The 24,777-nt window shown below is 54.5% G+C and carries 21 protein-coding genes; 9 read left to right on the forward strand and 12 right to left on the reverse strand.

Annotated features, from left to right (window positions below; genetic code table 11):
- Positions 1 to 129: 129 nt before the first annotated feature.
- The 5 genes from JQR86_RS09345 to JQR86_RS09365 form a co-directional block, all read right to left on the reverse strand.
- Positions 130 to 1,329: an MFS transporter gene (locus JQR86_RS09345; RefSeq protein ID WP_434154757.1), complete on the reverse strand. Its 1,200-nt coding sequence runs from the start codon at positions 1,327 to 1,329 to the stop codon at positions 130 to 132.
- A 279-nt stretch (positions 1,330 to 1,608) separates the two neighbouring features.
- Positions 1,609 to 2,361: an L-cystine ABC transporter ATP-binding protein TcyN gene (tcyN, locus tag JQR86_RS09350; RefSeq protein WP_434154758.1), complete on the reverse strand. Its 753-nt coding sequence runs from the start codon at positions 2,359 to 2,361 to the stop codon at positions 1,609 to 1,611.
- A gap of 3 nt (positions 2,362 to 2,364) precedes the next feature.
- A complete protein-coding gene (tcyL, locus tag JQR86_RS09355) occupies positions 2,365 to 3,033 on the reverse strand; it encodes a cystine ABC transporter permease (RefSeq protein ID WP_010798334.1) in 669 nt (222 codons plus the stop codon).
- Positions 3,030 to 3,818 (reverse strand): cystine ABC transporter substrate-binding protein, encoded by a 789-nt coding sequence (gene tcyJ, locus JQR86_RS09360; protein WP_434154759.1) that lies wholly within the window; start codon positions 3,816 to 3,818, stop codon positions 3,030 to 3,032. Before tcyJ ends, tcyL begins: the two co-directional genes overlap by 4 nt.
- Before the next feature lie 166 nt (positions 3,819 to 3,984).
- The gene (locus JQR86_RS09365) at positions 3,985 to 4,149 is read right to left on the reverse strand and encodes a hypothetical protein (protein WP_010798332.1); all 165 of its coding nucleotides are present in this window, start codon (positions 4,147 to 4,149) and stop codon (positions 3,985 to 3,987) included.
- A 224-nt stretch (positions 4,150 to 4,373) separates the two neighbouring features.
- On the opposite strand from JQR86_RS09365, the gene JQR86_RS09370 reads away from it, so the two are divergent.
- The 7 genes from JQR86_RS09370 to thpR all read left to right on the forward strand — a co-directional run bounded on the left by JQR86_RS09370 (position 4,374) and on the right by thpR (position 11,728).
- The gene (locus JQR86_RS09370) at positions 4,374 to 5,630 is read left to right on the forward strand and encodes an alpha/beta fold hydrolase (RefSeq protein ID WP_434154761.1); all 1,257 of its coding nucleotides are present in this window, start codon (positions 4,374 to 4,376) and stop codon (positions 5,628 to 5,630) included.
- Positions 5,631 to 5,878: 248 nt separating this feature from the next.
- Positions 5,879 to 7,030: an amino acid deaminase gene (locus tag JQR86_RS09375; protein WP_434154862.1), complete on the forward strand. Its 1,152-nt coding sequence runs from the start codon at positions 5,879 to 5,881 to the stop codon at positions 7,028 to 7,030.
- A 53-nt stretch (positions 7,031 to 7,083) separates the two neighbouring features.
- On the forward strand, positions 7,084 to 8,433 hold the full coding sequence (locus tag JQR86_RS09380) for a gluconate:H+ symporter (RefSeq protein WP_434154762.1): 1,350 nt from the start codon (positions 7,084 to 7,086) through the stop codon (positions 8,431 to 8,433).
- Entirely contained in the window at positions 8,433 to 9,293 is an 861-nt protein-coding gene (locus JQR86_RS09385; RefSeq protein WP_010798328.1) for a MurR/RpiR family transcriptional regulator, read from the forward strand. The genes JQR86_RS09380 and JQR86_RS09385 overlap by 1 nt, the downstream gene beginning before the upstream one ends.
- Before the next feature lie 2 nt (positions 9,294 to 9,295).
- Positions 9,296 to 10,756: an N-acyl-D-amino-acid deacylase family protein gene (locus JQR86_RS09390; RefSeq protein WP_434154764.1), complete on the forward strand. Its 1,461-nt coding sequence runs from the start codon at positions 9,296 to 9,298 to the stop codon at positions 10,754 to 10,756.
- A gap of 9 nt (positions 10,757 to 10,765) precedes the next feature.
- Complete coding sequence (locus JQR86_RS09395) at positions 10,766 to 11,155, forward strand: RidA family protein (protein ID WP_010798326.1); 390 nt, start codon at positions 10,766 to 10,768, stop codon at positions 11,153 to 11,155.
- A gap of 57 nt (positions 11,156 to 11,212) precedes the next feature.
- Entirely contained in the window at positions 11,213 to 11,728 is a 516-nt protein-coding gene (gene thpR, locus JQR86_RS09400; protein WP_434154765.1) for an RNA 2',3'-cyclic phosphodiesterase, read from the forward strand.
- A 73-nt stretch (positions 11,729 to 11,801) separates the two neighbouring features.
- Here the strand turns inward: thpR and JQR86_RS09405 are convergent, their stop codons facing one another.
- Positions 11,802 to 12,410 carry a PH domain-containing protein gene (locus tag JQR86_RS09405; protein ID WP_010798324.1) on the reverse strand — a complete coding sequence of 203 codons (609 nt, stop codon included), beginning with the start codon at positions 12,408 to 12,410 and terminating at the stop codon, positions 11,802 to 11,804.
- Between the two features lie 330 nt (positions 12,411 to 12,740).
- Entirely contained in the window at positions 12,741 to 14,027 is a 1,287-nt protein-coding gene (locus JQR86_RS09410; protein ID WP_150347383.1) for a tyrosine-type recombinase/integrase, read from the reverse strand.
- 213 nt (positions 14,028 to 14,240) lie between these two features.
- Between JQR86_RS09410 and JQR86_RS09415 the strand changes: the two genes are divergently transcribed.
- Positions 14,241 to 16,424, forward strand: a complete 2,184-nt coding sequence (locus JQR86_RS09415) for a putative bifunctional diguanylate cyclase/phosphodiesterase (RefSeq protein ID WP_434154768.1) — start codon at positions 14,241 to 14,243, stop codon at positions 16,422 to 16,424.
- Positions 16,425 to 16,471: 47 nt separating this feature from the next.
- Here the strand turns inward: JQR86_RS09415 and JQR86_RS09420 are convergent, their stop codons facing one another.
- The 5 genes from JQR86_RS09420 to JQR86_RS09440 form a co-directional block, all read right to left on the reverse strand.
- Entirely contained in the window at positions 16,472 to 17,026 is a 555-nt protein-coding gene (locus JQR86_RS09420) for a hypothetical protein (protein WP_150347385.1), read from the reverse strand.
- 11 nt (positions 17,027 to 17,037) lie between these two features.
- Positions 17,038 to 18,207, reverse strand: a complete 1,170-nt coding sequence (locus JQR86_RS09425) for a zinc-dependent alcohol dehydrogenase (RefSeq protein WP_010798320.1) — start codon at positions 18,205 to 18,207, stop codon at positions 17,038 to 17,040.
- Between the two features lie 241 nt (positions 18,208 to 18,448).
- Positions 18,449 to 18,880 (reverse strand): thiol-disulfide oxidoreductase DCC family protein, encoded by a 432-nt coding sequence (locus tag JQR86_RS09430; protein WP_239380877.1) that lies wholly within the window; start codon positions 18,878 to 18,880, stop codon positions 18,449 to 18,451.
- A 49-nt stretch (positions 18,881 to 18,929) separates the two neighbouring features.
- Positions 18,930 to 19,973 carry an L-glyceraldehyde 3-phosphate reductase gene (gene mgrA / locus JQR86_RS09435; RefSeq protein ID WP_019364171.1) on the reverse strand — a complete coding sequence of 348 codons (1,044 nt, stop codon included), beginning with the start codon at positions 19,971 to 19,973 and terminating at the stop codon, positions 18,930 to 18,932.
- 82 nt (positions 19,974 to 20,055) lie between these two features.
- Complete coding sequence (locus JQR86_RS09440) at positions 20,056 to 20,967, reverse strand: LysR substrate-binding domain-containing protein (RefSeq protein ID WP_019364172.1); 912 nt, start codon at positions 20,965 to 20,967, stop codon at positions 20,056 to 20,058.
- Between the two features lie 130 nt (positions 20,968 to 21,097).
- On the opposite strand from JQR86_RS09440, the gene JQR86_RS09445 reads away from it, so the two are divergent.
- The gene (locus JQR86_RS09445; protein WP_434154770.1) at positions 21,098 to 24,673 is read left to right on the forward strand and encodes an indolepyruvate ferredoxin oxidoreductase family protein; all 3,576 of its coding nucleotides are present in this window, start codon (positions 21,098 to 21,100) and stop codon (positions 24,671 to 24,673) included.
- Positions 24,674 to 24,777 lie beyond the last annotated feature (104 nt).

The following is a 24,777-nucleotide window of genomic DNA, read 5'->3' on the forward strand; positions in this document are numbered from 1 at the left end:
AATGCCGATTTAAACACTTAAATACAAATGCATCAAATTATCATTAGCAATCCAGGTGTCACATTTCGCTAGATTGCGATGAGCGGAACAGGGTGAGCGGTAGCAGAGGGTTGCCACCGCCTCAACCATTTACGCCTTGACTGCTGTTGTAGCCTTGTTGGGCGCTTTAACCAGTAGCGGAAAGAGAACCGCCGTGAGCAGCAGGCCGGCGGCGCCTACCCAGAACGGCGTAGAAAGCGTGAAATGACTGACGAGAAGCCCAGCGCCATAGGATGAACACATGACACCCAGGCTCTGGAAAAAATTGACCTTGCTGAAGTCCACAGCATACGCCTCGGGCTTGCTCATCTCGAACATGAGCGCATCCAGGCGCACCGTGACCTGATACAAGGCCCAGCCGAACAGCAAACGACCTCCTAGGATGGCCACTTCGTTTTCAACGCCCTGAATGAAAATACCGCAGACGCCAAGCAGCAGGGCGGACAGGATACCTTCCCAGGCATGGCCTTGTTGGCTGGCTCGCTTGCTCCACCAGAGTGCGACCAGCGCCACAGCGCCTGGCAGCGAATAGACGAAGCCGGTGACGAGCTCATTTTCCAGAGCGGAAACCTCTTGCCAGTAAACCGAGAAGAACGGTCGAATGACATAGGCACTGAAGTAGAACAGCAACATGATCAGACAGAGCTTGTAAATGATCAGGTGGCTACCTGGTTTGGCGATAGGCACTTCGGTTGCAGACTGTTCCGGGGTTTCGCTGGAGGCTGGAGCTTCTCCCGAAGCGGGAGGTTTGTCTCGCATCAGACGCATACAGATCGCCATCTGAATGAAGTCGCCCAGCGCCATGATCAGGAACACTTCGCCCATTTCCAGCGCCTGGAGAACCAGCCCGCCCACAGCGGCGCCAAAGATGGCTCCGAAATGCACCACAACCGACAATGTGCCAATGGTTCGCGTGTGGCTTTCCTTGGCTTCCAGACTCATCACATAGGGATACATCAAGAGATAGCTGCCCTTGAAGACCACCATGCCTAGTGAGACAACCCAGAACAAGGGCAGGGAGTCGATGGTATAGCAGCATACGCTGAGCAGCCCCGCAGCCAACTGTGTCCAGATCAGGATCCGGATAGGATGCACGCGCTTGGCCAGCTTGGCCCAAAGAGGAAAGGCAAACATGACAACAACGCAAATAGCAGCCAGGTAGGCACCGACCTGCTCGGGACGAGGATCTTCAAAACGGCTAGCAAAGTATTGCGGATAAAACGGAATGAGCATGTTATCGCCAATAACTGCCAGGGCCGTCATGGCAATGAGGCAAAAACGTAAATTCATAGCGAACGGGCTCAGCCAGCTGAAAAGGCCGCAAATCATGCATGCGGATTAACAAGAAAGCGACTGTTTGATTATGCGTATTCTTTGCATTCTCGATTACAAGCCGTTACAAGCATCGAAAGCGATATAGTCATGAATTAAATATGTTTATCGTTTAAAAGCACTGATTGGCTCGGAACAGCGGCAGGAGATCTCGGGCCACCTCGGTTAATAAGCTGCTCCAGCTGTTAACCGAGGTGGCCCGACAAGCAGTGACCAACAGGCCATGGAGGTTAGTATCTAACCTTCATGGCTTCTGAACTTGCTCAAGAACCGTTGCGTCCGTTCTTCCTGGGGATTGGCAAACAGCGCCTTAGCTTCTCCTTGTTCAACGATAACGCCCTGATCGACAAACAGCACGCGATGCGCCACGTCACGGGCAAAGCTCATCTCATGCGTCACGATCACCATGGTCCGCTGCTCATTGGCCAAGTCACGAATGACCGTCAGCACCTCACCGACCAGCTCAGGATCAAGGGCTGACGTGGGCTCATCGAAGAGAATAACGTCGGGCTGCATCGCCAGCGCACGGGCAATGGCAACGCGCTGCTGCTGTCCGCCGGATAGCCGTCTGGGATACGCATCTTCCTTGCCCGCCAGGCCTACCTTCGCCAGTAATGCCCGGCCCCGGGCTTCGGCGGATTCCCTGGCCTCCCGTTTGACCACAATCGGCCCTTCGATCACGTTTTCCAGAGCCGTACGATGAGGAAAAAGGTTAAAACTTTGAAATACGAAGCCGGCGCGTTGGCGGAGCGCCCGAATCTGGCTCTGCTGCGAGTTCAGGTTCTGACTTGCATCAATAGAGATATCCGCAACGCGGATACGGCCTTTATCGGGCGTTTCAAGAAGATTCAGGCAACGAAGCAGGGTAGTCTTGCCGGAGCCACTGGGGCCAATAATGGCAACGACTTCGCCCGCTGCTACATCCAGATTGATCCCCTTGAGCACCGGCTGGCCATTGAATGACTTGGTCAGGTTACGTACTTCAATCATGACTCAACGCTCCTGATCATGCCGGTTTACCCGATTTTCCAGCGTGTTCTGCAACGCCGCCAGGGTGCTGGCCAGAACCCAGTAGATCAATGCTGCCGTTAGATACATGCTGAAGATTTCAAAGGTACGCGCCGTAATGAGCTGCGCTTGGCGAAACATCTCTGGGACCTGAATGGTAGCCGCAAGAGAGGTATCCTTTACCAGCGAAATGAAGCTGTTACCTAAAGGTGGGAGCGCCGTACGGGCTGCTTGAGGAAGGATGGTCCTACGCAGTGTCTGTGCCCGTGTCATGCCAATGCTGGCAGCCGCCTCCCATTGTCCTCGGTCAATCGAGGCAATGGCTGCCCTCAGAATCTCACAGATGTAAGCGGCCATATTCAGCGAAAAACCCACGAGCGCAGCGGGCAGAGGATCTAGCTGAATGCCCAGCTCAGGCAAGCCGTAATAGATCATGAACAGCTGCACGAGCAGTGGGGTGCCTCGAAAGAAGGACACGTATACCCGCGCTACTGCGCGCACTACCATGTTTTGGCTAAGCCGCATCAGTGCCAGAAAGAACCCCAGCACCAGCCCGAAAAACATGCCGCCCAGACTGAGTAGTACAGTCCAGACAGCACCTTTGAGCAGAAACGGAAGCGAATCCAGTATCAGTTGAAGGCTGGATTCGCTCATTGAGTGACGTCAGCCTTGAACCACTTCTGTGAGAGCTTGGCCAGCGTGCCATCAGCTTTCATCTTGGCAATGGCCTGGTCGATGGCGGCATGGAATTCGGGATTTCCCTTGCGCTCGGCCACGCCCGACTCCTGACGATTGAACGGTTCGCCTGCCGGTACAAACTGGTTGCCGGTTTTGGCAGCCATTTCAAAGGCGGCCAGTCGGTCTACCAGAACGGCATCGATCCGACCTACACGCAGGTCCTGAAACTTGGTTGGGTCGTCTTCATAAGTGCGAACATCAGCCTGTGGTACGTTTTCCTTGAGCCATTGCTCATAATTGGTACCAAGACCAACACCCACCTTCTTGTTGGCCAAGTCTTCCGGCTTCTTGATGGTGTCCTGCTCGTTCTTGCGAGTCATTGCCTGGACACCGGAGACCGTATAGGGCGTCGAAAAATCATATTTTTTCTTGCGCTCTTCGCTAATGGTGACCTGATTGATCACCACATCCAGACGCCTGGAATCCAACGCGGCCAATAAACCATCCCATTTGCCCGGCTGGATTTTTGGCTGTACGCCCATTTCCTTGGCCAGCGCCTGGGCAAACTCGACTTCAAAACCGGTCAGCTTGCCGTTTTCATCCTGGTAACTGAAAGGAGGGTAAGTACCTTCAAGCCCAATCACCAGCGTACCGCGCTGCTTGACTTCCTTTAACAGGTCTTCTGCATGGGCATTAACGGAGATACCGAGTGCCAGAGCCATGCTTGCAAACGTGAAATAACGACGCAGAGCGGTTCTCATGTTCTTATTCCATAATGTAAGGATCTAGAACTATAAGATTACACAAGTGGGCTAATAAAATAGCTTCCGGCGCTATAGATATAGCAAAAAGCTTTAATCAGGAGATTAGCGTGCGGCTGATCAGGTGCAGCCGCAGCGGGGAAAGTACCGTTTAACTCAAGAGCAATCAGCCAAGATTGGCTTCCAGCTCAACGGCTTCCTCAGTCTCTTCCGAGATTTTCTGTCTGATGCCGCGCGCCAGTTCGAGAAAATCGTCACGCTGCATGTCCAGCGATGCCAGAGCACATTCCAGGTCTTGCTTAACTGTCATTTCCGCTTGATCAAGCGACATAATGCAACCTCAGTCCTTTTCCTGTTTGGATATACAGTATTCCAAGCGAAGCGGTACGACAAGCAAAAACAGGATAGACGGTCTTCGGTTTTTTAACTGTGCGAGTCTTCGCACTCCTATTTCTGGTACGGCGCAGCAGGTCAAAAGAGCATTGATCAAACCATGAGTCGTCGTCGCTGTCTTGCATAAAAGCCGTCCCATAAACTCTGCGGAGAGACAGTACGATGTCATTCAGAGCAAGACCTGTTCATGAACGTAGAGGACTGCTCAAAGCAACTCTGCTGGTCAGTGCCCAGTTGTTACTAATGGGAATAGAGTCAGCCAAGGCTCAGGAATCCTGGGATTCGGGGGACGGTGGCGTTTCAACGTTCTATCGGTGGGATAAACCAATTCCAACCGCTGCAGGTGAGTTGCTGCGCAGTGAGCCACTTCCCCCACAAAATCGGTTGGAGGATGCAGAAGGGCAGTTTCGTATTCTTTACACGTCAGTAAGCGGTCTGGACAGCTCGCCCATTACGGTCTCTGGTCAGTTGTTCGTTCCCAAAGGGCAACCGCCTGAGGGAGGGTGGCCGTTGCTTGCGTGGGCTCATGGAACGGTAGGCGTGGCCGATGTCTGCGCGCCGTCCTGGAATGAAGCACCAACCGTTTACAAAGATTACTTGAATCGCTGGCTTAAGCAGGGTTACGCCATTGTCGCGACGGATTATGAGGGGCTTGGCACGCCCGGTTTGCATCCCTACCTGACCAAGCGCTCCGAGGCTTACGGTGTGCTCGATAGTATCCGCGCCGTTACGGATGGACGATATCCCATCGCCAACAAGGTGATCGTGGCGGGACAGTCCCAAGGGGGCGGGGCGGCCTTTGCGACGGCCGGATTTGCCAAGGAGTATGCGCCGGAGCTGGATATCAAGGGCACGATAGTCACAGGTATACCGTATCTGACGGAAAGAACGATGACCGTCTCGGGGGTAGATCCTAACCAAGTGGATCCCGGCATTGCCTATATGTTTTACGTAGCGCTGGTTGCCCATCAGAGGCAGCCAGTAACCGATGCTTCGACGCTGTTTACGCCAAAAGCCATGCCGTTATTCGAAAAGGCCGCCCGCTTGTGTGTGGGCACCTTGGCACGAGAGGTCATGCAGGCGGGCCTCACTCAGGCTAATACGGTTCAACCCGAGGCGGTAAAGACGATGGCCAAAATTCTTTTGCCTCAATATCGCTTCAATACCTTGAAGCTGGACCAGCCCTTGTTTGTCGGAACCGGCGATGCGGACCGGGATGTTCGCCCAGAGGGGCAGCAGCTACTGGTTCGGGAGGCCTGCAATGCCGGTACGACAATTGAGGCTCATGTATATAAGGGCGAAGGCCATTCAGGGGCTTGGCTGGTCTCTCAAAAGGATGCATTGAGCTTTGCTCACAAAGTCATGACAGACGAGCCCATTGTCTCTACATGCCCTGCCAAAAGCACAATCTCTCCCTAAATACGACCTATTTTTATCCAATAACGGCATCAGGTCTTCTGCTTATGAAATTAGTTTTCATAATCAATTGATAAAACCTCGCTTCGGTGTATTTTGCTTTCAAAAAGCCAGGCAGGGGAATCGCCGTGAAGCTTCACCATGCTGCATCTGAACAAGTCGATGGACTCGGAAAAGGTCTCGGTTCGTTAGCGGGTACTGTCTCCACCCAAGAAGTTGCCGCCTCGGGGTGGGATATCTTGAAGGAGGACGTGAGTCTGCCTGTTGCGGTACTGCGGGAACAGCGTATCGAGCATAACCTGCAGTGGATGAAGCAGTTCATGGAGCGATACGGCGTACGGCTTGCGCCGCATGGTAAAACCACCATGAGCCCGGCATTGTTCAAGCGGCAAATGGAGGCGGGGGCCTGGGGTATTACGCTCGCCACTGCACCACAGGTTCGCGTAGCGTTTACCCACGGGATACGGCGTGTGCTAATGGCCAATCAGCTGGTTGGCCAAGCCAATATGGCCCTGATTGCCGACCTGCAAGAGGCCGATCCCGGTTTCAGCTTTTGCTGTGTAGTTGATTCCCCTCAGAACGTCGAAAGCCTGGGGCGTTACTTCAGCGGGAGAGGTCAGCGTCTCAGGGTTCTACTCGAATACGGCGTATCAGGTGGGCGAACTGGGGTGCGTAATGAGGAGCAGGAAAAGGCAGTGCGAGACGCCATTTCACACTGGCCACACGCATTGGCCCTGGTAGGGGTTGAGGTCTACGAGGGGGTCCTGAAAGAGGAGGCCGAAATCCGTGATTTTCTTAAGCAAACCGTAGCAAGGACGCGTGTCATAGCTGATGAAAGCGGGTTTGCCGAGCCTCGCATTATTCTGTCAGGCGCTGGGTCTGCCTGGTTCGATCTGGTTGCCGAGGAGTTTGCGCTTCCTCAGACGGGGCTGCCTTTGGATATTGTGTTACGCCCCGGCTGCTATCTCACCCATGACGTAGGTATCTACAAAGCGGCCGAGGCACGTATTCAAGCCAATAACCCTGTTGCACAGGAAATGCAGCGCAGCCTTCTGCCAGCGTTGCAACTTTGGGCCTATGTGCAATCACGACCCGAGCCGGGCCGCGCCATCATTGCACTGGGCAAGCGTGATGCGGCGTTCGATGCCGGTTTCCCTGTTCCCACGCTGCATTTTCGGCCCGGTCATTCCGCCTCTCCAATGGAGGCGCCTGCAGCCTGGAAGATCAGCGCCATGATGGATCAGCATGCCTTTATGGACGTACCACCCGAGGCGAGTCTGCAGGTAGGGGACATGCTGTGTTTCGATATTTCTCATCCATGTCTCACGTTCGATAAATGGAAGCAGCTCCTCCTGGTAGATGAGCAATACCGTGTCACCGGAGCCGTCGCTACTTATTTCTAACAATGACGTTATGCCGTCCAGCCATGGACGGATTCAGGCACGAGGAATGCTCGATGACGCCTTCTACCGGGTTCTGGCTTCTGATCTATGCCGTAGTGGCCATCATTGCGTTGATTGTCTTGATTGCGCGGTATCGGTTGAATCCCTTTATCGTGATTACCCTGGTATCGGTAGGACTGGCTCTGGTCGCCGGTATGCCAGCCAATACGATTGTTGCTTCTTATGAGGCCGGCGTCGGTAAGACGCTTGGGCATATCGCCCTGGTCGTGGCATTGGGCACCATGCTCGGCAAGATGATGGCCGAGTCAGGTGGCGCAGAGCAGGTCGCTCGTACCCTGATTGCCAGGTTCGGCGAGCGCAATGCCCATTGGGCGATGGTCTGCATTGCCTTTCTCGTGGGGCTGCCCCTGTTTTTTGAAGTGGGCTTCGTGCTGCTGGTTCCTATCGCCTTTACCGTGGCCCGCCGTATAGGTGTCTCTATCCTGATGGTAGGCCTGCCCATGGTAGCGGGGTTGTCGGTTGTGCATGCGCTCGTTCCGCCGCATCCTGCTGCCATGCTGGCCGTGCAGTCCTATCATGCCTCGGTAGGGCAGACGCTCTTCTATGCGGTTCTCGTAGGTATTCCGACGGCTATTCTTGCCGGACCGGTCTACGCCAGGTTCATCGTTCCAAAGATTCAGTTACCTGCCGAAAACCCACTGGCCGAGCAGTTTACCGAGCGTGAGCCTCGTAAACAGCTGCCTGGTTTTGGCGTCACAATCGGTACGATTATCCTGCCCGTTGTGCTGATGTTGATGGGTGGCTGGGCCAACCTGATTTCAACGCCGGGCAGCGTCTTCAATCAGTTTCTGCAATTTATCGGCAACTCCGTGATTGCACTGCTGGTTGCCACATTGGTGAGTTTTTGGACGTTAGGGCTGGCTCAAGGCTTCAACCGCGATGCGATCCTGAAATTTACCAATGAGTGCCTGGCTCCAACGGCCACGATCACATTACTGGTAGGCGCTGGTGGAGGGCTCAACCGAATCCTTATCGATGCCGGTGTAACCACTGAGATCGTTGGACTGGCCCGGGAATTCAACCTGTCACCCCTGATGATGGGGTGGCTTTTTGCTGCGCTGATGCGCATTGCCACCGGCTCGGCCACGGTCGCCATGACCACGGCTTCAGGCATCGTCGCGCCTGTTGCGTTAGGGTTAGGCTATCCACACCCTGAACTGCTGGTTTTGGCTACCGGGGCAGGGTCGGTCATCTTTTCCCATGTAAATGACGGCGGGTTCTGGTTGATCAAGGAGTATTTCAACATGACGGTAACCCAGACGTTCAAGACGTGGACCGTATTGGAAACCTTGATTTCCATCATCGCCTTTCTTCTGACATTAGCGTTGGCGGCTGTACTGTAATGGATATTCTGTATCAAATCCGCGCACGTCTTGAGCATATGAGTGCAGGCGAACAACGTATCGCTCGCCTGATCCTGGAGGATGTGCCGTTCGCAGCCAGCGCCAGCCTGGACGAGCTGGCGACACGGGCTGAGGTCAGTAGTGCGACCTTGTCCCGCTTTGCCCGCAGCGCAGGGTGCAAGGACCTGCGGGACCTGCGCTTGCAGCTGGCTCAGGCCAGCGGTGTTGGAGCGCGGTTTCTGGGCCGAACACACGCACCGGAGCATTCTGCATTCTTTGGCAATATCGTCAGTGACATCGAAGCAACGCTTCGCCAGCATCTGGCCCGTTTCGATGAGCAAACCTTTGCACGGGCGGTTGCACTTGTTCATGAGGCGCGCATGGTTTACGCCTTTGGTATGGGCGGTTGCTCTACGATCTTTTCGGATGAACTGCAGTACCGGCTGGTTCGGCTGGGATACCCCATCGCGGCTTATCACGATCCGGTCCTGATGCGCCTGACGGCTGCCACGTTGGGCCAGGATCAGGTAGTGATTGCCTGCTCGATGACGGGCATAACCCCCGAACTTGTCGAGTCGTTGCAGCTGGCCAAGGGGTACGGCGCTCGCATTCTGGCCATCGCACCCGAAACATCGCTGGTTGCCCAACTGGCTGATGTCGTACTGCCGCTGTTTCTGGCTGAAACAGACTTTATCTATAAACCTACCGCCGCCCGCTACGGAATGATGCTTGCCGTGGATATTCTGGCTACTGAGCTGGCATTGAGCGCACCTGAAGCGAATCAGGAACGCTTGCGGCGCATCAAGCTCGCCATGGACGACTACCGTGGCGGCGATGAGCGATTGCCGCTGGGAGACTGACAATGCCAACCTACGATGCTCTTATCCGCAATGCACAGGTGATCGATGGCAGCAACTCGCCGGGTTATCAGGCGGATATCGCTATACAGAACGGCCGAATAGAACAGATAGGATGCATAAGTGGGGCAACGGCAACCCATGAAGTTGACGCCGCGGGGAGGGTGCTTTCACCGGGCTTCATTGATGTTCATACCCATGACGATACCGTGGTGATTCGTCAGCCGGAGATGCTGCCCAAGCTAAGCCAGGGTGTAACGACTGTTATCGTAGGTAATTGTGGCATCAGCGCTTCTCCCGTCAGCTTGAAAGGCGAGCCGCCAGATCCCATGAACCTGTTGGGGCCAGCAGCGGCCTTTGCTTATCCGACGTTCGCCGATTACAAGTCAGCCGTCGAACAGGCGCATCCGGGGGTAAACGTTGCTGCCCTCGTTGGGCATACAGCACTGCGCAGCAACCATATGGATAACCTTTATCGTACGGCAACGCCTGATGAAATTGCTGCCATGCGGGCTCAATTGCGTGAGAGTCTGGAGCAAGGTGCGCTGGGGCTTTCCACAGGGCTCGCTTATGCCTCGGCCTATGACGCAAGTACCGACGAAGTAATGGAACTGGCCTCAGAGCTGGACGCCTACGGAGCGGTATACACCACACATTTGCGTAGCGAATTCGAGCCTGTACTAGAGGCCTTGGACGAAGCGTTTCGTATCGGTCGTCATGCGAAGGCGCCCGTTATCGTCTCGCACCTCAAATGTGCCGGTGCAGGCAATTGGGGACGTAGTCCACAGCTTCTTGCGGCGCTGGAGCAAGCTGCACGGGATCATCCAGTTGGGTGTGATTGCTATCCTTATTCGGCCAGTTCCTCAACGCTGGATCTCAAGCAGGTAACAGCTGATTTTCGCATCACCATTACCTGGTCTACACCCTATCCTGACGTGAGCGGCCGCGACCTGAACGACATTGCAGAGGAGTGGGGCGTATCGCTACTGGATGCTGCCAAACGCCTGCAACCGGCCGGGGCAGTGTATTACGGGATGGATGAAAACGATGTGAGGCGCATTCTGGCTCATCCGCTATCAATGATCGGGTCGGACGGCCTACCCGAAGACCCATTCCCGCACCCTCGCTTGTGGGGCGCCTTTCCGCGAGTGCTGGGACATTACAGTCGCGACGTGGCCCTGTTTCCCCTACATGCCGCGGTACACAAGATGACCGGGCTTTCAGCGGCCCGTTTTGGGCTCTACAAGCGCGGATTAATCAAGGAAGGCTATTGGGCGGATCTGGTCTTGTTCGATCCCAAAACTGTACATACCGCCGCCGATTTCAAGACGCCCAAGGTTGTCGCAGAGGGGATCGATGCGGTCTGGGTAAATGGAATCCTGTCGTACTCAGCTAAACAACTGACTCCCCATAGAAACGGTCGCTTCCTTTCCCGGCAAGGCGACCTGCGCACATACTTTAATTAGGAGGATGACATGTCAATCAAACGTTACGGTGTTGAGGGTGGTAGCGGGACAGGCGGGCAGCACCTGCCGTTTGCGCGCGCTGTTGAGGCTGATGGATGGCTCTACGTCTCGGGCCAGACCCCTATGGTCAATGGAGAAGTGGTCGAAGGCGGCATCGTCACTCAAACGCGCCAATGCCTGGATAACGTCATGGCCATTCTCAAGGAAGCCGGCTACGGCCCGGAACATGTGGTGCGTTGCGGTGTATGGCTGGATGATCCTCGTGACTTCATGTCGTTCAACAGGATCTTCAAGGAATATTTTGGCGAGCATCCGCCTGCACGCGCCTGTGTAGTATCGAGCATGGTGATTGACTGCAAAGTCGAAGTGGATTGCGTCGCCTACAAAAAACCGGAATAAGGCCTCCGCTCCCGGGTCAGAGTGTTTGATCGCTCTGACTATAGGGATTCCATCATCATGCGTATGTTTTTTGCATTGCCGTGCCCAGCCTCTGTGGTTACACGTGTAGTCGCCTGGCGAAAGGAGCAGGGCATGGATGGGCGCCTGGTTCCTCCTGAAAATCTTCACATGACACTGGCTTTTCTGGGTGAAATTCCAGAAGAACAGATAGACGCGCTTATGGCTCTTGGCGATCACATACGCTTTGAGCCATGTACGGTCGTGCTTGATCGCGTCGAGCGTTGGCATCAGGGGCTTATCAGCATGATTGCATCCCAGACGCCAGTGCCGCTGGTGTCGCTGGTTGACGATCTAAACCTGGGACTGAAAAGTTTGGGCGTTCCGCTGGATCGCAGACCCTTTATCCCACACCTGACGGCTGCACGTAAAAGCCGCTGTCGGCCAAGTGGACTACCGTCATTGGCGTGGCCAGTAGAGCGCTTTGCCTTGTTTGTATCGGAAAGCAGCCAGGGAGGCGTGCAATACAGAGCTTTAAAAGAATGGACAGTAGCTGAAGGCAGTCCGGGAGAATAGGGCGGTGACAGCTGCCGCCCATTACGCATTTTACTTTTTATGTAAACTTTATCTATTGCTGCTTGGCGAATATTTAAGCCTGGACATACTTGCTGAATACAGCGCTGTAGTCATGGGTCATATAAGTCTCCAGCATCAATGTATTCAGCGTGTCCAAGGTACCTGTGTATTGCTGGGTTATGTGTTCAGGCGATGCTGGGTTAGCAATCTTGTACATGGAGGCCGTTACATCCAGTACTTTTAGGGCATTGGCACGCTTGAGTTCTTCCAGGTGCTGAATCTTGCTGATCCCGATCAGAGACTTGTAGATGTCTTTGACCTGTTCAAGAAAGGTCTTTTTGATATCGATGCTGAAGGGTTTGCCGCCTATGACGAATTTCAGCTCGACATCTAGATCCACCGTGCCGGCCGTTTCAATCATGACGCTCTGAATACGCTCGCTGAGGTAATCGTAGCGTTTGATAGTGCGCTTGGACGATACCGCAGATTCGCCGTCCACATGAATCAACGCCAGATTGGTAAAGCAGTATTCATCCTTTTTCGATTTGATCAGAAAGAAAATCTTTTCACCGTCCTCGTGAAAGAGATAGTCGTCCGCATCGACCTTGTCGAAGTCTGCTGGTTTGATAATCGATCCGATGTCGCTTAATCCCAAAGCATCTGCTGCAAATCGTTTGAACATACCAGGCTTTCCTTGAGTGACAGGATAAGGCGCAACATCGAAACTGCACGCACGCAGAAAAGATTTACTGAACACGCAAAGTGAATTTCAGTTGGGCAGTTGTATCAGGCAGTAAGAAAAAGACAAGGCTTAGGAAGGTTCATTATCCAGGGGAAGGTTTAAGACCCAAAACCCATGAAGGGGATAGAGGCGTCAGTGCTTGCTAATATATTATTTAACATAATATACATTATGCGAAGTTATGTATTCTGGATATGGAGCCATGGGGCAGCGCCTTGAACGCTGCGAAACCCCATATGAGCTTTTTTGAGCCTTTTATGGCTCACTTCTTTATTGATCCTTTAAACGCCGCTGTTTACCAGACGCCGCTCGCTCCTGGTTGATGGCGTTGTAGTAAATGTCTTGCGTTGTACTCGCCTTGGCGTGGCCAAGATCTTCCTGCAGGTGTTTGAGTGGTCTGCTTGGTGCATCGTAGGTTGCGCTGGTGTGGCGTAACCAATGGGCGCTGGCTGCACGCAGATTGGATACTTCGTCCTCGCTGCGACCTTCCTGTTTCATTCGTACCAGCGCCGTGTCAAAGCATTCCTGTACCAGGTTGCGAATCTGCCGATCGGTCAGACCGCCTTGTCCACTGTGTTTAGTCAGTAGCGGCGCAGGATCTCCGGCGTATGGCAGCGGCGTCAGATTGCGGAAGGCCCGGTAGCGCTTGAGATAGACCAGCATGTCATCACTGACCGAGATACGACGTTCCTTGTTGCCCTTGCCAATTGCAACGTACCACCAGGAGCCGTCAGGATCTTTCTGAAAGGCGTCCATGGTGGGAGACCAGCCGGGCCGCCCGGAAAGTTCGGAGATTCGCAGGTAGAGTGAAAACAGGGTCGCTATGATAAAGAGTGTACGCTCGTGCTTTTCAGGCTCCTCTGCAGCCATCCATTCCGCTGTTTCGATAACGAACTCCCATTGAAGGCGGTCAAGGACCTTGCCGCTGACAGCCTTGGCTTTCTTTTGAAAGAAGCGGCTCTTTTGCTTGATTGCCCGAAAGGGATTACCCACCAACACGTCCTGATCATTGAGGTAATCATAGAATGAGCTGCAGATTGCAAAGACTTGCTTGAGCGTACCCTGAGCCATTTCATAGCGTTCTGGGGTAGTGTCATCGTCGTCTCCTGTTTCGACAGCAAGCTTGCGTGAGGCTTTGTCACCCTGAATCCCAAAGGGGCGCCACAACGGATTGGGCTCCATGCTGCCATCTTTCAGAATGAAGCGGCGACGAACAGAGGTGCCCACCCAGTCCTCGTCAGGCTCCTGACTGAATGCCAGGAACGCCTCGGCATCCTGGCGGCGGAGCGAAAGGATAGACCTCCCTTCCTTGATCCAGCTCCACAGAAGGAGACGTTCAACTTGGGTGCGATAGGCTTTGAATGTTGTTTCCCAGCCGGCATAAGAGCGCAAAAATTCACGCACATGAAAATAATCGTCTTTAGCCGGAATACCGGGCTCAAACCGTTTCAGGTAATTCAGGATAGACGTATGTTCTGCCTCATAAGACGTAGCGTTAAGCCCAAGAAAACTGGCATAAGTATCAAATAAAGGCTGGGGTTTAGACGAGAAAAGCATCGAAATAACACTGAAAAGGCAGGTTTCTTAGTATATCAATTTCCGATTATGGACGTAATCGGAAATTAGCTTATTTATAGGATTTTATAGAAGACACAAGTACTTACGAAAGCCGTCTCGTGCCGCTTCCAACGAACCGTTAAAGAACTAAGCTGTGTGAGATTGATCTCATTTTTATAGGCAAATGCCGTTCAGCTTTAAAGGTGGCTCGCCGTGGACTGGTTAGGTATTCATTTTCTCACAGATCTTCAGCAATCCGGCCTTTCGCCTGTCGAGCATAGCCACACTTCTCTATTGGTTGTCTTTTCCTATCTGATTGCAACTGCTGCCGGTTATACCGCGCTGAGCCTTGCTGATGTTGCGGTCGCTGATGATCGCCGAACGCGCATGCTGTGGCGCTGGATCGGTGCCTTTTGTTTGGGCGGCGGTATCTGGTCGATGCACTTCCTCGCCATGATGGCGTTCGTCATGCCGATCCCGGTGTATTACGACCATCGCCTTACAGCCCTTTCGCTGGTCATCGCTATCATGGCGTCCTTGCTGGCCATGGTCATGATTGGTCGCCCTGCTCTTACCGCCAAGCAATATATCGGCGCGGCGATCAGTATTGGCTTGGGGGTTACAGCCATGCATTACATCGGTATGGCCGCCATGCAATCTGATGCGACGGCCTACTATGATCCCTGGCTATTCGTGCTTTCTATTGTGGTATCGATGTTGGCCAGCCTTGGATCGATGATGTTGATCTTGAAGCTACGCCAGCCGGACAACCCTGCTCCGCTCAAGTTGAAACTGGCGGCGAGTCTGGCGCTGGGTGCAGGTATTATCTCCATGCATTTCAGTGGTATGGCGGCCGTTACCTTTACCCTCCCCGCCGGCTCGACGTTTGACCCTGGTGCGCACGTTGACAATCACTCACCTTACCTAGGCATAGCGACGGCATTTATTTCGCTGATTATTATCAGTTGCAGCCTGGTGGCGGTATGGGCAGGAAAGAAGCTGGAAAGCCAGCGTCGAGATCTTGAACGGGTCAACGCCCTGCTCCACGAACTCGATAGCACACAGGCTTCACTCCATAACGTCGCTCATTTCGATGCCCTTACAGGCCTGCACAATCGCTATTCCTTCAACAAGGAAATCCAGATGCGGCTGGATGAACACGCGGCCCAAGGCACTTCCATGGCCCTGCTGTTTCTGGATCTGGATAACTTCAAGCGGATCAATGATTCATTAGGTCATGATGCCGGTGATGAGCTGTTGCGTGTTGTGGCTCAGCGCCTGAAAAGTGCCTTGCGTGAGCGAGACCTGATCGCACGCCTAGGCGGTGATGAATTCTGCATTCTTGCCAACGTTGAAGAGAATTATGAGGCCGAGCTGTTGGGGCGTCGCATCCTGCAAAAGATGAAAGAGCCCATTATCCTAGCCGGTCGAAAAATGGTCATAACCACATCCATTGGGGCCAGCCTATTCCCACAGGATGCAACGACCGGTGAAGATCTCATGAAGCATGCCGATCTGGCCTTGTACAAATCCAAGGCTAATGGTCGCAACATGCTGTATTTCTTTCAGGAACAGCTCAGGAGCAAAGCGTCTCTTGAGCTAAAAATGGAGGAAGAACTACGACAGGCATTGAGTCGTAATAATCTGACCGTGTATTACCAGCCCGTCTTTGACTTGAGTAACGGCAAGGTTTGTCATGTAGAGGCATTGGTGCGCTGGCAGCACCCCGAACAAGGCCTGCTGCTGCCCGGTAACTTTATCGACATTGCGACAGCAAACGGGTTTATTGCTGATATTGACCGTTGGGTGATTCGCCGAGCCTGTCGTGATATCAAGAAACTGCATCGGCAAGGCTTTAAGATTGGAGTTGCGGTCAACTGCTGTGTACGCAGCCTGGAGCGTGAAACGCTCGTATCCAACGTTCAGGAAGCCTTGAGTCAGGCACGCCTGGAGCCCCAGTTTCTCGAACTTGAAGTAACCGAAAACGCGCTAATGGCCAACATTGACCAGGTTATCGGGCAGCTAAGGCAGTTGCGTGAGCTTGGCGTGCGGTTGTCCATTGACGACTTTGGTACAGGTTACTCATCACTGGCGTATCTGAGTCAGCTTCCCTTGGATGCTATCAAGGTGGACCGCTCGTTCATTCAGGATATTCCCAACAATGCGCGGGACCTTGATCTGGCGGAAGCTATCATTGCCATGGGGCATAAATTGCATTTGAAAGTCATTGCCGAGGGCGTGGAAACCCAGCAACAGATTACCTTTCTGATCGATAACCAGTGCGACCTGGCTCAAGGGTTTCTACCCAGTCGCCCTCTTCCCTTCGAAAAACTTCAGGCGTTCTTGCTTGATGAGATAGGCAACAACAACGCATTTTCTCACTCTCACCTCGCCTGAAATGACAAGGCCTACTTTCAAGCAGGCCTTGTCATTTTAGTTTCTAATCACGCGTGGCCAGTATCTGCACGCGCATAACCGTTACCGATATCGGCTCGCATATCAGCCGGTGTTTCAAAGTCGCTTGCGGCACCACGCATGTCGCTTATTGACTTTGGAAAGCCGGATCGATTGCTGTAATCACGTATAGGCATGTGTCGTGGACGGTGGTGGCGCTCCGTGATGCCCCGTGTTGCCATGACATCGACCAACGCGGTAGCCAACACAACAGCCATCGCGATTTTCACGTTTCCCCGCTTGGGATTATCGGCATTCAGACCGGTCGCCAGTGTAGCCAGATCCAAGGCATCACCCGCTACACGGCTCCAGAGCGCAGGTGCAGGATTGTCACTCAGCGCGCCGACACCACTGACAATCTCACGCACCCCATAGGCACGAACAATATTCTCCGACCCTTCCATACCCAAGGCGCGGGTCAGTAGCCGTGGAGCAGCCAACTCTAGGAGACCAAGACCCAGGCTGTAAAAGCCGAGGCCACGGGCCAACTTGTCTGAAGCGCCTAGTGATCGCTGGGGGGATGAAAATTTCTCAAGCATGGTCATAGCCGGCTCCCTCAAGGTTTCAGAACAACCTTGATGCAGTTGTCGAGTTTGTCCCGGAAGGTCTTATACATTTCCGGGCCCTGGTCGAGACTTACCGTATGGGTAATCACGAATGAGGGGTCGATCTGTCCGTCATCGATACGGCGCAGCAGGTCATCCGTCCAACGTTTGACGTGCGTTTGCCCGGTGCGCATGGTAAGCCCCTTATTCATGAGCGCCCCCATGGGAATCTTGTCGACCAATCCGCCGTAAACGCCCGGGATAGATAAAATGCCCGCCGGGCGACAGACATAGATCATCTCGCGTAATACATGAGGACGATCACTCTCCATCATGGTCGCCTGCTTGACCCGATCATAGACGGCATCCAGCGACCGCGTCGCATGGGACTCAAGGCCTACGGCATCAATGCATTTTTCAGGACCCTTACCGCGGGTAAGCTCGTTCAGACGCTCAACCACGCTCTCCTTGTCGAAGTTGATGGTTATCGCCCCGCCCGCTTCTGCCATGAGCAGTCGTTCAGGCACGTTATCGATCATCACGACCTGCTTGGCGCCCAGCAGTATGGCGCTGCGCACACAAAACTGACCCACCGGACCCGCCCCCCAGACCGCTACGGTATCAGTAGGCTGAATGTCACATTGCACCGCAGCTTGCCAACCCGTGGGGAAAATATCGCCCAAGAACAGTACCTGTTCGTCCGTAAGCGTGCTTGGAACCTTTACATGGGTAGAATCTGCAAACGGAACACGTACGTACTCGGCCTGCCCGCCTGCGTAACCGCCGGTTAGGTGCGAGTAACCAAAAAGGCCTGCTGTGGAGTGACCAAACACTTTGTCACCCAAGTCCTTACGGCGATTCGAGCGCTCGCAGACAGAGAAATTACCGCGTTTGCATTGCTCGCATTCGCCACAGGTAATGGTGAATGGCACGACGATGCGATCGCCTACCTTTAGCTCTTTGTTTTCCGAGCCGACCTCAACCACCTCTCCCATGAACTCATGACCCATGACATCGCCGCACTCCATGCCGGGAATGAAATGGTCATAGAGGTGAAGGTCGGAGCCGCAAATGGCGCAGCTCGTTGTCTTAATAATAGCGTCGCGTGGGTGTTCGATCTTGGGGTCCGGAACGGTGTCGTAGCGGATATCGTTTTTCCCGTGCCAACAGAGTGCTTTCATGCGCGTTCTTCCAACGTTGGTTGAAAAGTCCCGTCACCAACAGCGTGAAGGTCCCTCCTGTCTGGGACATGGGCGGGCTGTATGAATAAGGCCACTCCCTTGGCAGTGATGCTATTGGGACATCAGAACGCATAGGAAAAGTTCAAAGATTGCCCGGACCCTCAAACCAAACGGTAAGGAATAAAGATGACCTGCTGGTCATTTCCTTTTAAGAAACTTTATAGGGTAACTGTTAGAGCTACTAATCGCGGGTAGCGTTCGGTTTCTCAGGAAGCGTACATTGATCATCCTTACAGCGCCTGGAGCCTTCCGGATGAGGAATCCAGGTCAGTTGCGGGCGAGCGCGCAAAAACAGGCGATAACCCAAATCAAACAACGGCCGCAGCGGCTTCCAGGCAAGAGGTGCTGCCCAACGGCCAAGCCCTGCCGCTCGCCAACTCCAATAGGTTGCATCCAGCCCCTTGACCCATTGCCCGTCAGCAAATCGGGCGTGCAACAGATCCCTGAATTGCTGTGATGACATGCCAGGTGCCGGTGCCTCGAAGGTTGGATCAGCTACGTCTGTAAATAAAAGACGTGCAGGGTCAGCATGTCGACGTAGATGTCGAATCTCACGGGCACACAGCGGACAGTCGCCATCGTAAAACAAGGTGAGCGGCCACGCGGGTTGCATATACTTCTCCAAAGGGTACGACCTGAAGAGGCCATACCCTTTCACTCGATCAGATAGGGCTATCGGTAGAGGGTTTTTCCCACAGATTGATTCCCCCTTCAACTGCATACTTATCGATTTCTGCCAGCTCCTCCGCGCTAAAGGACAGATTGCTCAAGGCTCCGATATTTTCCTGCAACTGTTCCGGACGACTCGCCCCAATCAGAGCCGAGGTGACACGCGGATCGCGTAGCGTCCAGGCCAGAGCAAGCTGAGCCAGACTCTGACCGCGACGCTGGGCAATCTCGTTCAGTGCGCGCGCCCGTGCGATGTTGTCATCGGACAGGTGCTCCGGTCGCAAGGAGGCACCGCCGGGGCGGTTCACCCGTGCATCCTCCGGTACGCCATTGAGGTATTTGCCGGTCAGCAAGCCTTGGGCCAACGGTGTAAATGCGATGACGCCTGCACCGACCTCATCAGTTGCGTCCAGCAGGTCTTTTTCGATCCAGCGATTGAACAGGTTGTAGGAAGGCTGATGGATGAGAAGGGGAACCTTCCACTCCTTGAGCAGTGCCGCCATCTCGCGTGTCTTGCCAGCCGAATAGGATGATATGCCAATGTACAGGGCCTTGCCCTGCTGCACGGCCGTAGCCAATGCACTGGCGGTTTCCTCAAGTGGTGTGTTGGCATCGAAGCGGTGGGAATAAAAGATATCGACGTAATCCAGCCCCATACGCTTCAAGCTCTGATCAAGGCTTGCCAGGACGTATTTGCGTGAGCCGCCGCCCTGTCCATAAGGCCCTGGCCACATGTCCCAGCCGGCTTTGCTGGAAATGATCAGCTCGTCCCGATAGAGCTTGAAGTCTTCTCGCAGGATTCGGCCGAAGTTGGTTTCGGCGCTGCCGTAGGGAGGACCGTAGTTATTGGCCAGATCGAAATGGTTGATGCCAAAGTCGAACGCAGTACGCAACAGGGCCCGCTGGTTTTCAATCGGTGTGGTGTCACCGAAGTTGTGCCACAAGCCCAGGGACAGTGCAGGCAGGACCAGACCACTCTTGCCTACCCGGCGGTAAGGCATGGATTCGTATCGGTTGATGGCGGCCGTATAGCTCAAGGCGTTCTCCTCTCTTCTGTTGTGCTTATGCTTAGGTCTGCAACGGTTATACGACAACTTGACCATTCAGCAAAAGCTGCTTCTACATTCCGCAGGCTTGAATGAGAAATTGTCGAAAGGCTTCTGCCGCCGTCGGCAGTTCGGTATCCGGCTTCCAGATCAGCCCGAGCTCCATAGGCGGAACGGCATCATTGAGCGGGCGGACCTCGATCTTCTTGCCTTCAAGCGACCAGGTACGAAACACCATATCCGATAGGATGGTCACGCCAAATCCATGGGCAACCAGGCCACGTACAGACTCCATGGAGGATGTTCGAAACGCGACCCTTGGTTCCAGACCGCGTGCCTGCCAATAGCGCTGGGTCGAGGCTTCGCCCTCTTCGACCGTCCCGAGGATGTAAGCATGCTCGGCCACATCCTTGAGGGTAATGTCGGGTTTGGTCATCAGCGGGTGGTGACTGGCCAGCCAGAGCTGGCGGCGTGATCGGATCAGAACATAATGCTCGAAACGGTCAATGGCCTCGCTGTTGGACACAATGATCAGACCAAGATCCAGGCGTCCTTCCAGAACAGCCTGCTCGATGCTGGGCCGATCCATGTCGACCAGATCAATATCCACCTGTGGATAGCTGCGCTTGAAGCGAGCCAGCAGGCTGGGCAGAAAATACCCTAGCACTGCATAAGTGGCTCCTACGCGTACCACCCCTTCCTGGGTATGGCTCAAAAACAGGGGTTCTTTGAGCGCGTCATTCAATGTATCGAGAATGTGCCGGGCATGCTGCAGGAACCGGTGTCCTTCTGCTGTCAGAGCAACCCCGTAGGGCTGTCGCTCAAACAGATTGACCCCCAGATTTTCCTCCAGTTGAGCCACTGCTGAGGTAATCGCGGACTGGGAAACATGGACATCCAATGCCGCTTGGGAGAAACGGCCCGTGGTGGCAGCCGCCACAAAGTAGCGTAGTTGACGCATCGAAATATCTTTGGAGCTGGCCATCTGATTTTCGAATACCTGAGTGCGGTTTTTAGAATTTTACGTTACCTGTACCCCTTCCTACACTCAAAAGCAAATGGGGCTTCGCTCGCCCCGATCCTGATGACAAAAACAATAAATCGAGGAATAGCGAATGAGTGCAGCCAACAAGACGTTGGATGAAAAGTACACGTTGGAAAGCGGGCGCATCCTGCTAACCGGTATCCAGGCGCTCGTTCGCCTACCCTTGATGCAACGGCAACGTGATCTTGCAGCAGGTTTGAATACTGCTGGGTTCATCTCGGGATACCGTGGCTCGCCACTGGGCGGCCTGGACCAGGCGTTGTGGAAGGCTCAGAGCCATCTCAAACAGCATCACGTTGTCTTTCAGCCCGGCCTGAACGAAGACCTGGCCGCTACGGCCGTCTGGGGATCACAGCAGGTCAACCTTTTCCAGGGTGCGCAATACGACGGCGTGTTTGGCATGTGGTATGGCAAAGGCCCAGGTGTTGACCGCTGTGGCGATGTCTTCCGCCATGCCAACGCAGCAGGCTCTTCGCGCTTTGGGGGCGTGCTGGTCATCGCTGGCGACGACCATGGCGCTCGTTCTTCCACCCTGCCTCACCAGACCGAGCACATCTTCAAGGCCGTGATGATGCCGGTATTGTCTCCCTCCGGGGTGCAGGAATACCTCGATTTCGGTTTGCATGGCTGGGCCATGTCCCGCTATTCAGGCTGTTGGGTGGCTATGAAAGCCATTTCGGAAACTGTGGAAAGTGGCGCGGTGGTCGATGTCGACCCGCTTCGTGTACAGCCCAAGGTGCCTACCTATGAGCTCCCGGCGGATGGTCTCAACATTCGCTGGCCCGATCCGCCGCTGGTGCAAGAGAAGCGCTTACTGGAGCATAAGCTCTATGCCGCCCTCGCCTATGCGCGGGCCAACAGGCTCGACCGCATCACCCATGATTCTCCCAATGCCCGCATCGGTATCATCACGTCAGGCAAATCATATCTGGAAGTCTGCCAAGCCCTGAAGATCCTGGGCATTGATGAGGACATGGCCCGGCAGATCGGCTTGCGCGTGTACAAGGTGGGCATGGTCTGGCCCCTGGAAGCCGAAGGCGTTCGGCATTTTGCCGACGGGCTGGAAGAAATCATCGTGGTGGAAGAAAAACGCCAGTTGATCGAATACCAGCTCAAAGAAGAGCTGTACAACTGGCGCGAGGATGTCCGTCCACGCATCGTAGGCAAGTTTGACGACAAGGGCGAATGGTCCCTGCCCCATACGGACTGGCTGCTCCCGGCCACCAGTGACCTGACTCCGGCGCAGATTGCCCGTGCAGTGGCCAAGCGCATCCTGCAACGCCAGTCCAATGGTCTGCTGCAGATGCGCCTGGCGGTTTTGGATGCTCAGTTGGCGGCTAAAGGCGGACTGGTCACCAAGATGGCGCGGATGCCCCATTACTGCCCTGGCTGTCCACACAACACTTCTACTCAGCTCCCGGAAGGCAGTCGCGCACTGGCCGGGATCGGTTGTCACTACATGGCAACCTGGATCTACCCTGAGCACACCCAGACATTCAGCCAGATGGGTGGTGAAGGTGTTGCCTGGGTAGGACAGGCACCGTTTACCCAGACAAAGCATGTGTTTGCGAACCTGGGCGATGGGACTTATTTCCACTCAGGACTTCTAGCCATTCGCGCATCGGTCGCCGCGAAAGTACCGATTACCTACAAGATTCTCTACAACGATGCCGTGGCCATGACAGGTGGTCAGCCGGTAGACGGTACCTTGACCGTGCCGCAGATTTCTCAGCAGCTACGTGCTGAAGGTATCGAGCGCATCGTGGTCGTCACGGATGACCCGGATAAATACAAGCCAGTCAAAGGGCTTGCCGAGAATGTACCGGTCAAACACCGTGACGAGCTGGACGCTCTGCAGCGTGAGCTGCGAGAGCACCCGGGCGCATCCGTCATCATCTACGACCAGACCTGTGCCGCCGAGAAGCGGCGTCGCCGCAAGCGTGGTGCCTATCCTGATCCCGCTCGTCGCGTTGTGATCAACGAGGCCGTGTGTGAAAACTGCGGTGATTGCAGCAGCAAGTCCAATTGCATGTCCGTGGCTTCGGTCGAGACTGAGTTCGGACGCAAGCGCGAGATCGACCAATCCGCTTGCAACAAGGATTTCAGCTGTCTTTCAGGTTTCTGCCCGAGCTTTGTCACGGTGGAAGGCGGAAAGCTGCGCAAGGCCAAGGCGCTGGCGGAAGACCCTTCAGATAGCTGGGATCTGCCTGAGCCTGTACTGGCCTCGGTCAGCGAGCCTTACAGCATTCTGGTAACCGGTGTGGGCGGTACAGGAGTCGTCACGATCGGTGCCCTCCTGAGCATGGCGGCTTATCTTGAAAGCAAGGGAGTGCTGACGCTGGACATGGCGGGGCTGGCGCAGAAAGGTGGCGCAGTGTGGACCCATGTCCGTATCGCCGAGCGGCAGGAGCAGCTCTTTGCACCCCACATTGCCGAAGGTGAAACCAACCTGTTGTTAGGTGGCGATCTCATCGTCAGTGCCAATGCCGAGACGCTTGATAAGCTTCGCCAGGGCGTCACCCATGCGCTCGTCAACAGCCAGGAAAGCGTAACCAGCCACTTTGTTCGCACCTTTGCCCATCAGGCAAACAGTGGCGATGTTCACACCCATCCTGATCCTCAATTCCAGTCCCAGGACATGGCCGCTCAGATCGCCGAAGCCGTAGGAACGGATCGTGCCTTTTTCCTCAATGCTAGCCGTATCGCCACTGCGCTGATGGGGGATTCGATTGCAACCAATACCTTCTTGATGGGAGTGGCCTATCAGAAAGGTTGGCTGCCGGTTAGCCAGGACTCGCTATTCCAGGCGATCGAAATGAATGGCGCTGCCGTCGAGCTGAACAAAAAAGCCTTCATCTGGGGCCGTCGAACTGCCGTTGACCAGGCGCGGGTCGAGCAGAAGGTCAAGGAAGGCTCCGTTGTTACCGCGTCTCACCAGTTATCCAAAACCCTTGAAGAAGTGATTCTGCGGCGTGTGGATGATCTGACGGCGTACCAGAACACCGCCTATGCCGAGCGCTACCTTGCGCGTCTTGAAAAGATCAAGGCAGCTGACACTGCCCTGATGGGACAAGCCGGAGAGTTGAGCGAGGCGGTTGCCCGCGCCTATTACAAAGTCCTGGCTATCAAGGACGAATACGAGGTGGCGCGTCTGTACACCGATGGCGACTTCCAACGCAAGATTGCTTCGATGTTTGAAGGAGACTACACGCTCAACTTCCATTTGGCTCCGCCTATCTTCAATAAATCCAAGGCTGGTGAGGGGCCAAAGAAGCAGCAGTTCGGACCGTGGATGATGAAAGGCTTCAGCATGCTGGCGCGCCTGAAAGGTATCCGCAATACCTGGCTGGACCCCTTTGCCCGCACTGAAGACCGCAAGCGAGAGTTGAAGACGCTTAGGGAATACGAAGCCAACCTGGATGAAGTCCTGCAGCGTCTGACGCCTGACAATTATTCCGTTGCAGTTGAGCTTGCCAAGTTACCGCTAGATGTTCGGGGGTTCGGCCCGGTGCAGGAGCGTTATCTGGCTACTGCCGAACGCAAGCGTGCCGAACTGCTGGCCCGCTTGCGGCAACAAGCCTCGTTTGTAGACGCTGCCGCTGAGGTACAGGAGACCCTGCAGCGCATTCGTACCACCCAGCTTTAAGGTGTTGATTCGAGCGGTTGCAGGGATGAGCCGCTCGCATCCCAAAGCAGCAGGTGACTTTATCAATAGCACGGCAAAATGTTAACCTAATCACAATTCGCACG

The sequence above is a fragment of the Pseudomonas sp. JZ134 genome (assembly GCF_051027695.1).
Lineage (GTDB): Bacteria > Pseudomonadota > Gammaproteobacteria > Pseudomonadales > Pseudomonadaceae > Chryseomonas > Chryseomonas luteola.

Bases quoted from the DNA above. Each gene is read 5' to 3' on its own strand.
- JQR86_RS09345 (WP_434154757.1), bottom strand. From the start codon at position 1,329: ATGAATTTACGTTTTTGCCTCATTGCCATGACGGCCCTGGCAGTTATT.
- tcyN (WP_434154758.1), bottom strand. From the start codon at position 2,361: ATGATTGAAGTACGTAACCTGACCAAGTCATTCAATGGCCAGCCGGTG.
- tcyL (WP_010798334.1), bottom strand. From the start codon at position 3,033: ATGAGCGAATCCAGCCTTCAACTGATACTGGATTCGCTTCCGTTTCTG.
- tcyJ (WP_434154759.1), bottom strand. From the start codon at position 3,818: ATGAGAACCGCTCTGCGTCGTTATTTCACGTTTGCAAGCATGGCTCTG.
- JQR86_RS09365 (WP_010798332.1), bottom strand. From the start codon at position 4,149: ATGTCGCTTGATCAAGCGGAAATGACAGTTAAGCAAGACCTGGAATGT.
- JQR86_RS09370 (WP_434154761.1), top strand. From the start codon at position 4,374: ATGTCATTCAGAGCAAGACCTGTTCATGAACGTAGAGGACTGCTCAAA.
- JQR86_RS09380 (WP_434154762.1), top strand. From the start codon at position 7,084: ATGACGCCTTCTACCGGGTTCTGGCTTCTGATCTATGCCGTAGTGGCC.
- JQR86_RS09385 (WP_010798328.1), top strand. From the start codon at position 8,433: ATGGATATTCTGTATCAAATCCGCGCACGTCTTGAGCATATGAGTGCA.
- JQR86_RS09390 (WP_434154764.1), top strand. From the start codon at position 9,296: ATGCCAACCTACGATGCTCTTATCCGCAATGCACAGGTGATCGATGGC.
- JQR86_RS09395 (WP_010798326.1), top strand. From the start codon at position 10,766: ATGTCAATCAAACGTTACGGTGTTGAGGGTGGTAGCGGGACAGGCGGG.
- thpR (WP_434154765.1), top strand. From the start codon at position 11,213: ATGCGTATGTTTTTTGCATTGCCGTGCCCAGCCTCTGTGGTTACACGT.
- JQR86_RS09405 (WP_010798324.1), bottom strand. From the start codon at position 12,410: ATGTTCAAACGATTTGCAGCAGATGCTTTGGGATTAAGCGACATCGGA.
- JQR86_RS09410 (WP_150347383.1), bottom strand. From the start codon at position 14,027: ATGCTTTTCTCGTCTAAACCCCAGCCTTTATTTGATACTTATGCCAGT.
- JQR86_RS09420 (WP_150347385.1), bottom strand. From the start codon at position 17,026: ATGACCATGCTTGAGAAATTTTCATCCCCCCAGCGATCACTAGGCGCT.
- JQR86_RS09425 (WP_010798320.1), bottom strand. From the start codon at position 18,207: ATGAAAGCACTCTGTTGGCACGGGAAAAACGATATCCGCTACGACACC.
- JQR86_RS09430 (WP_239380877.1), bottom strand. From the start codon at position 18,880: ATGCAACCCGCGTGGCCGCTCACCTTGTTTTACGATGGCGACTGTCCG.
- JQR86_RS09440 (WP_019364172.1), bottom strand. From the start codon at position 20,967: ATGGCCAGCTCCAAAGATATTTCGATGCGTCAACTACGCTACTTTGTG.
- JQR86_RS09445 (WP_434154770.1), top strand. From the start codon at position 21,098: ATGAGTGCAGCCAACAAGACGTTGGATGAAAAGTACACGTTGGAAAGC.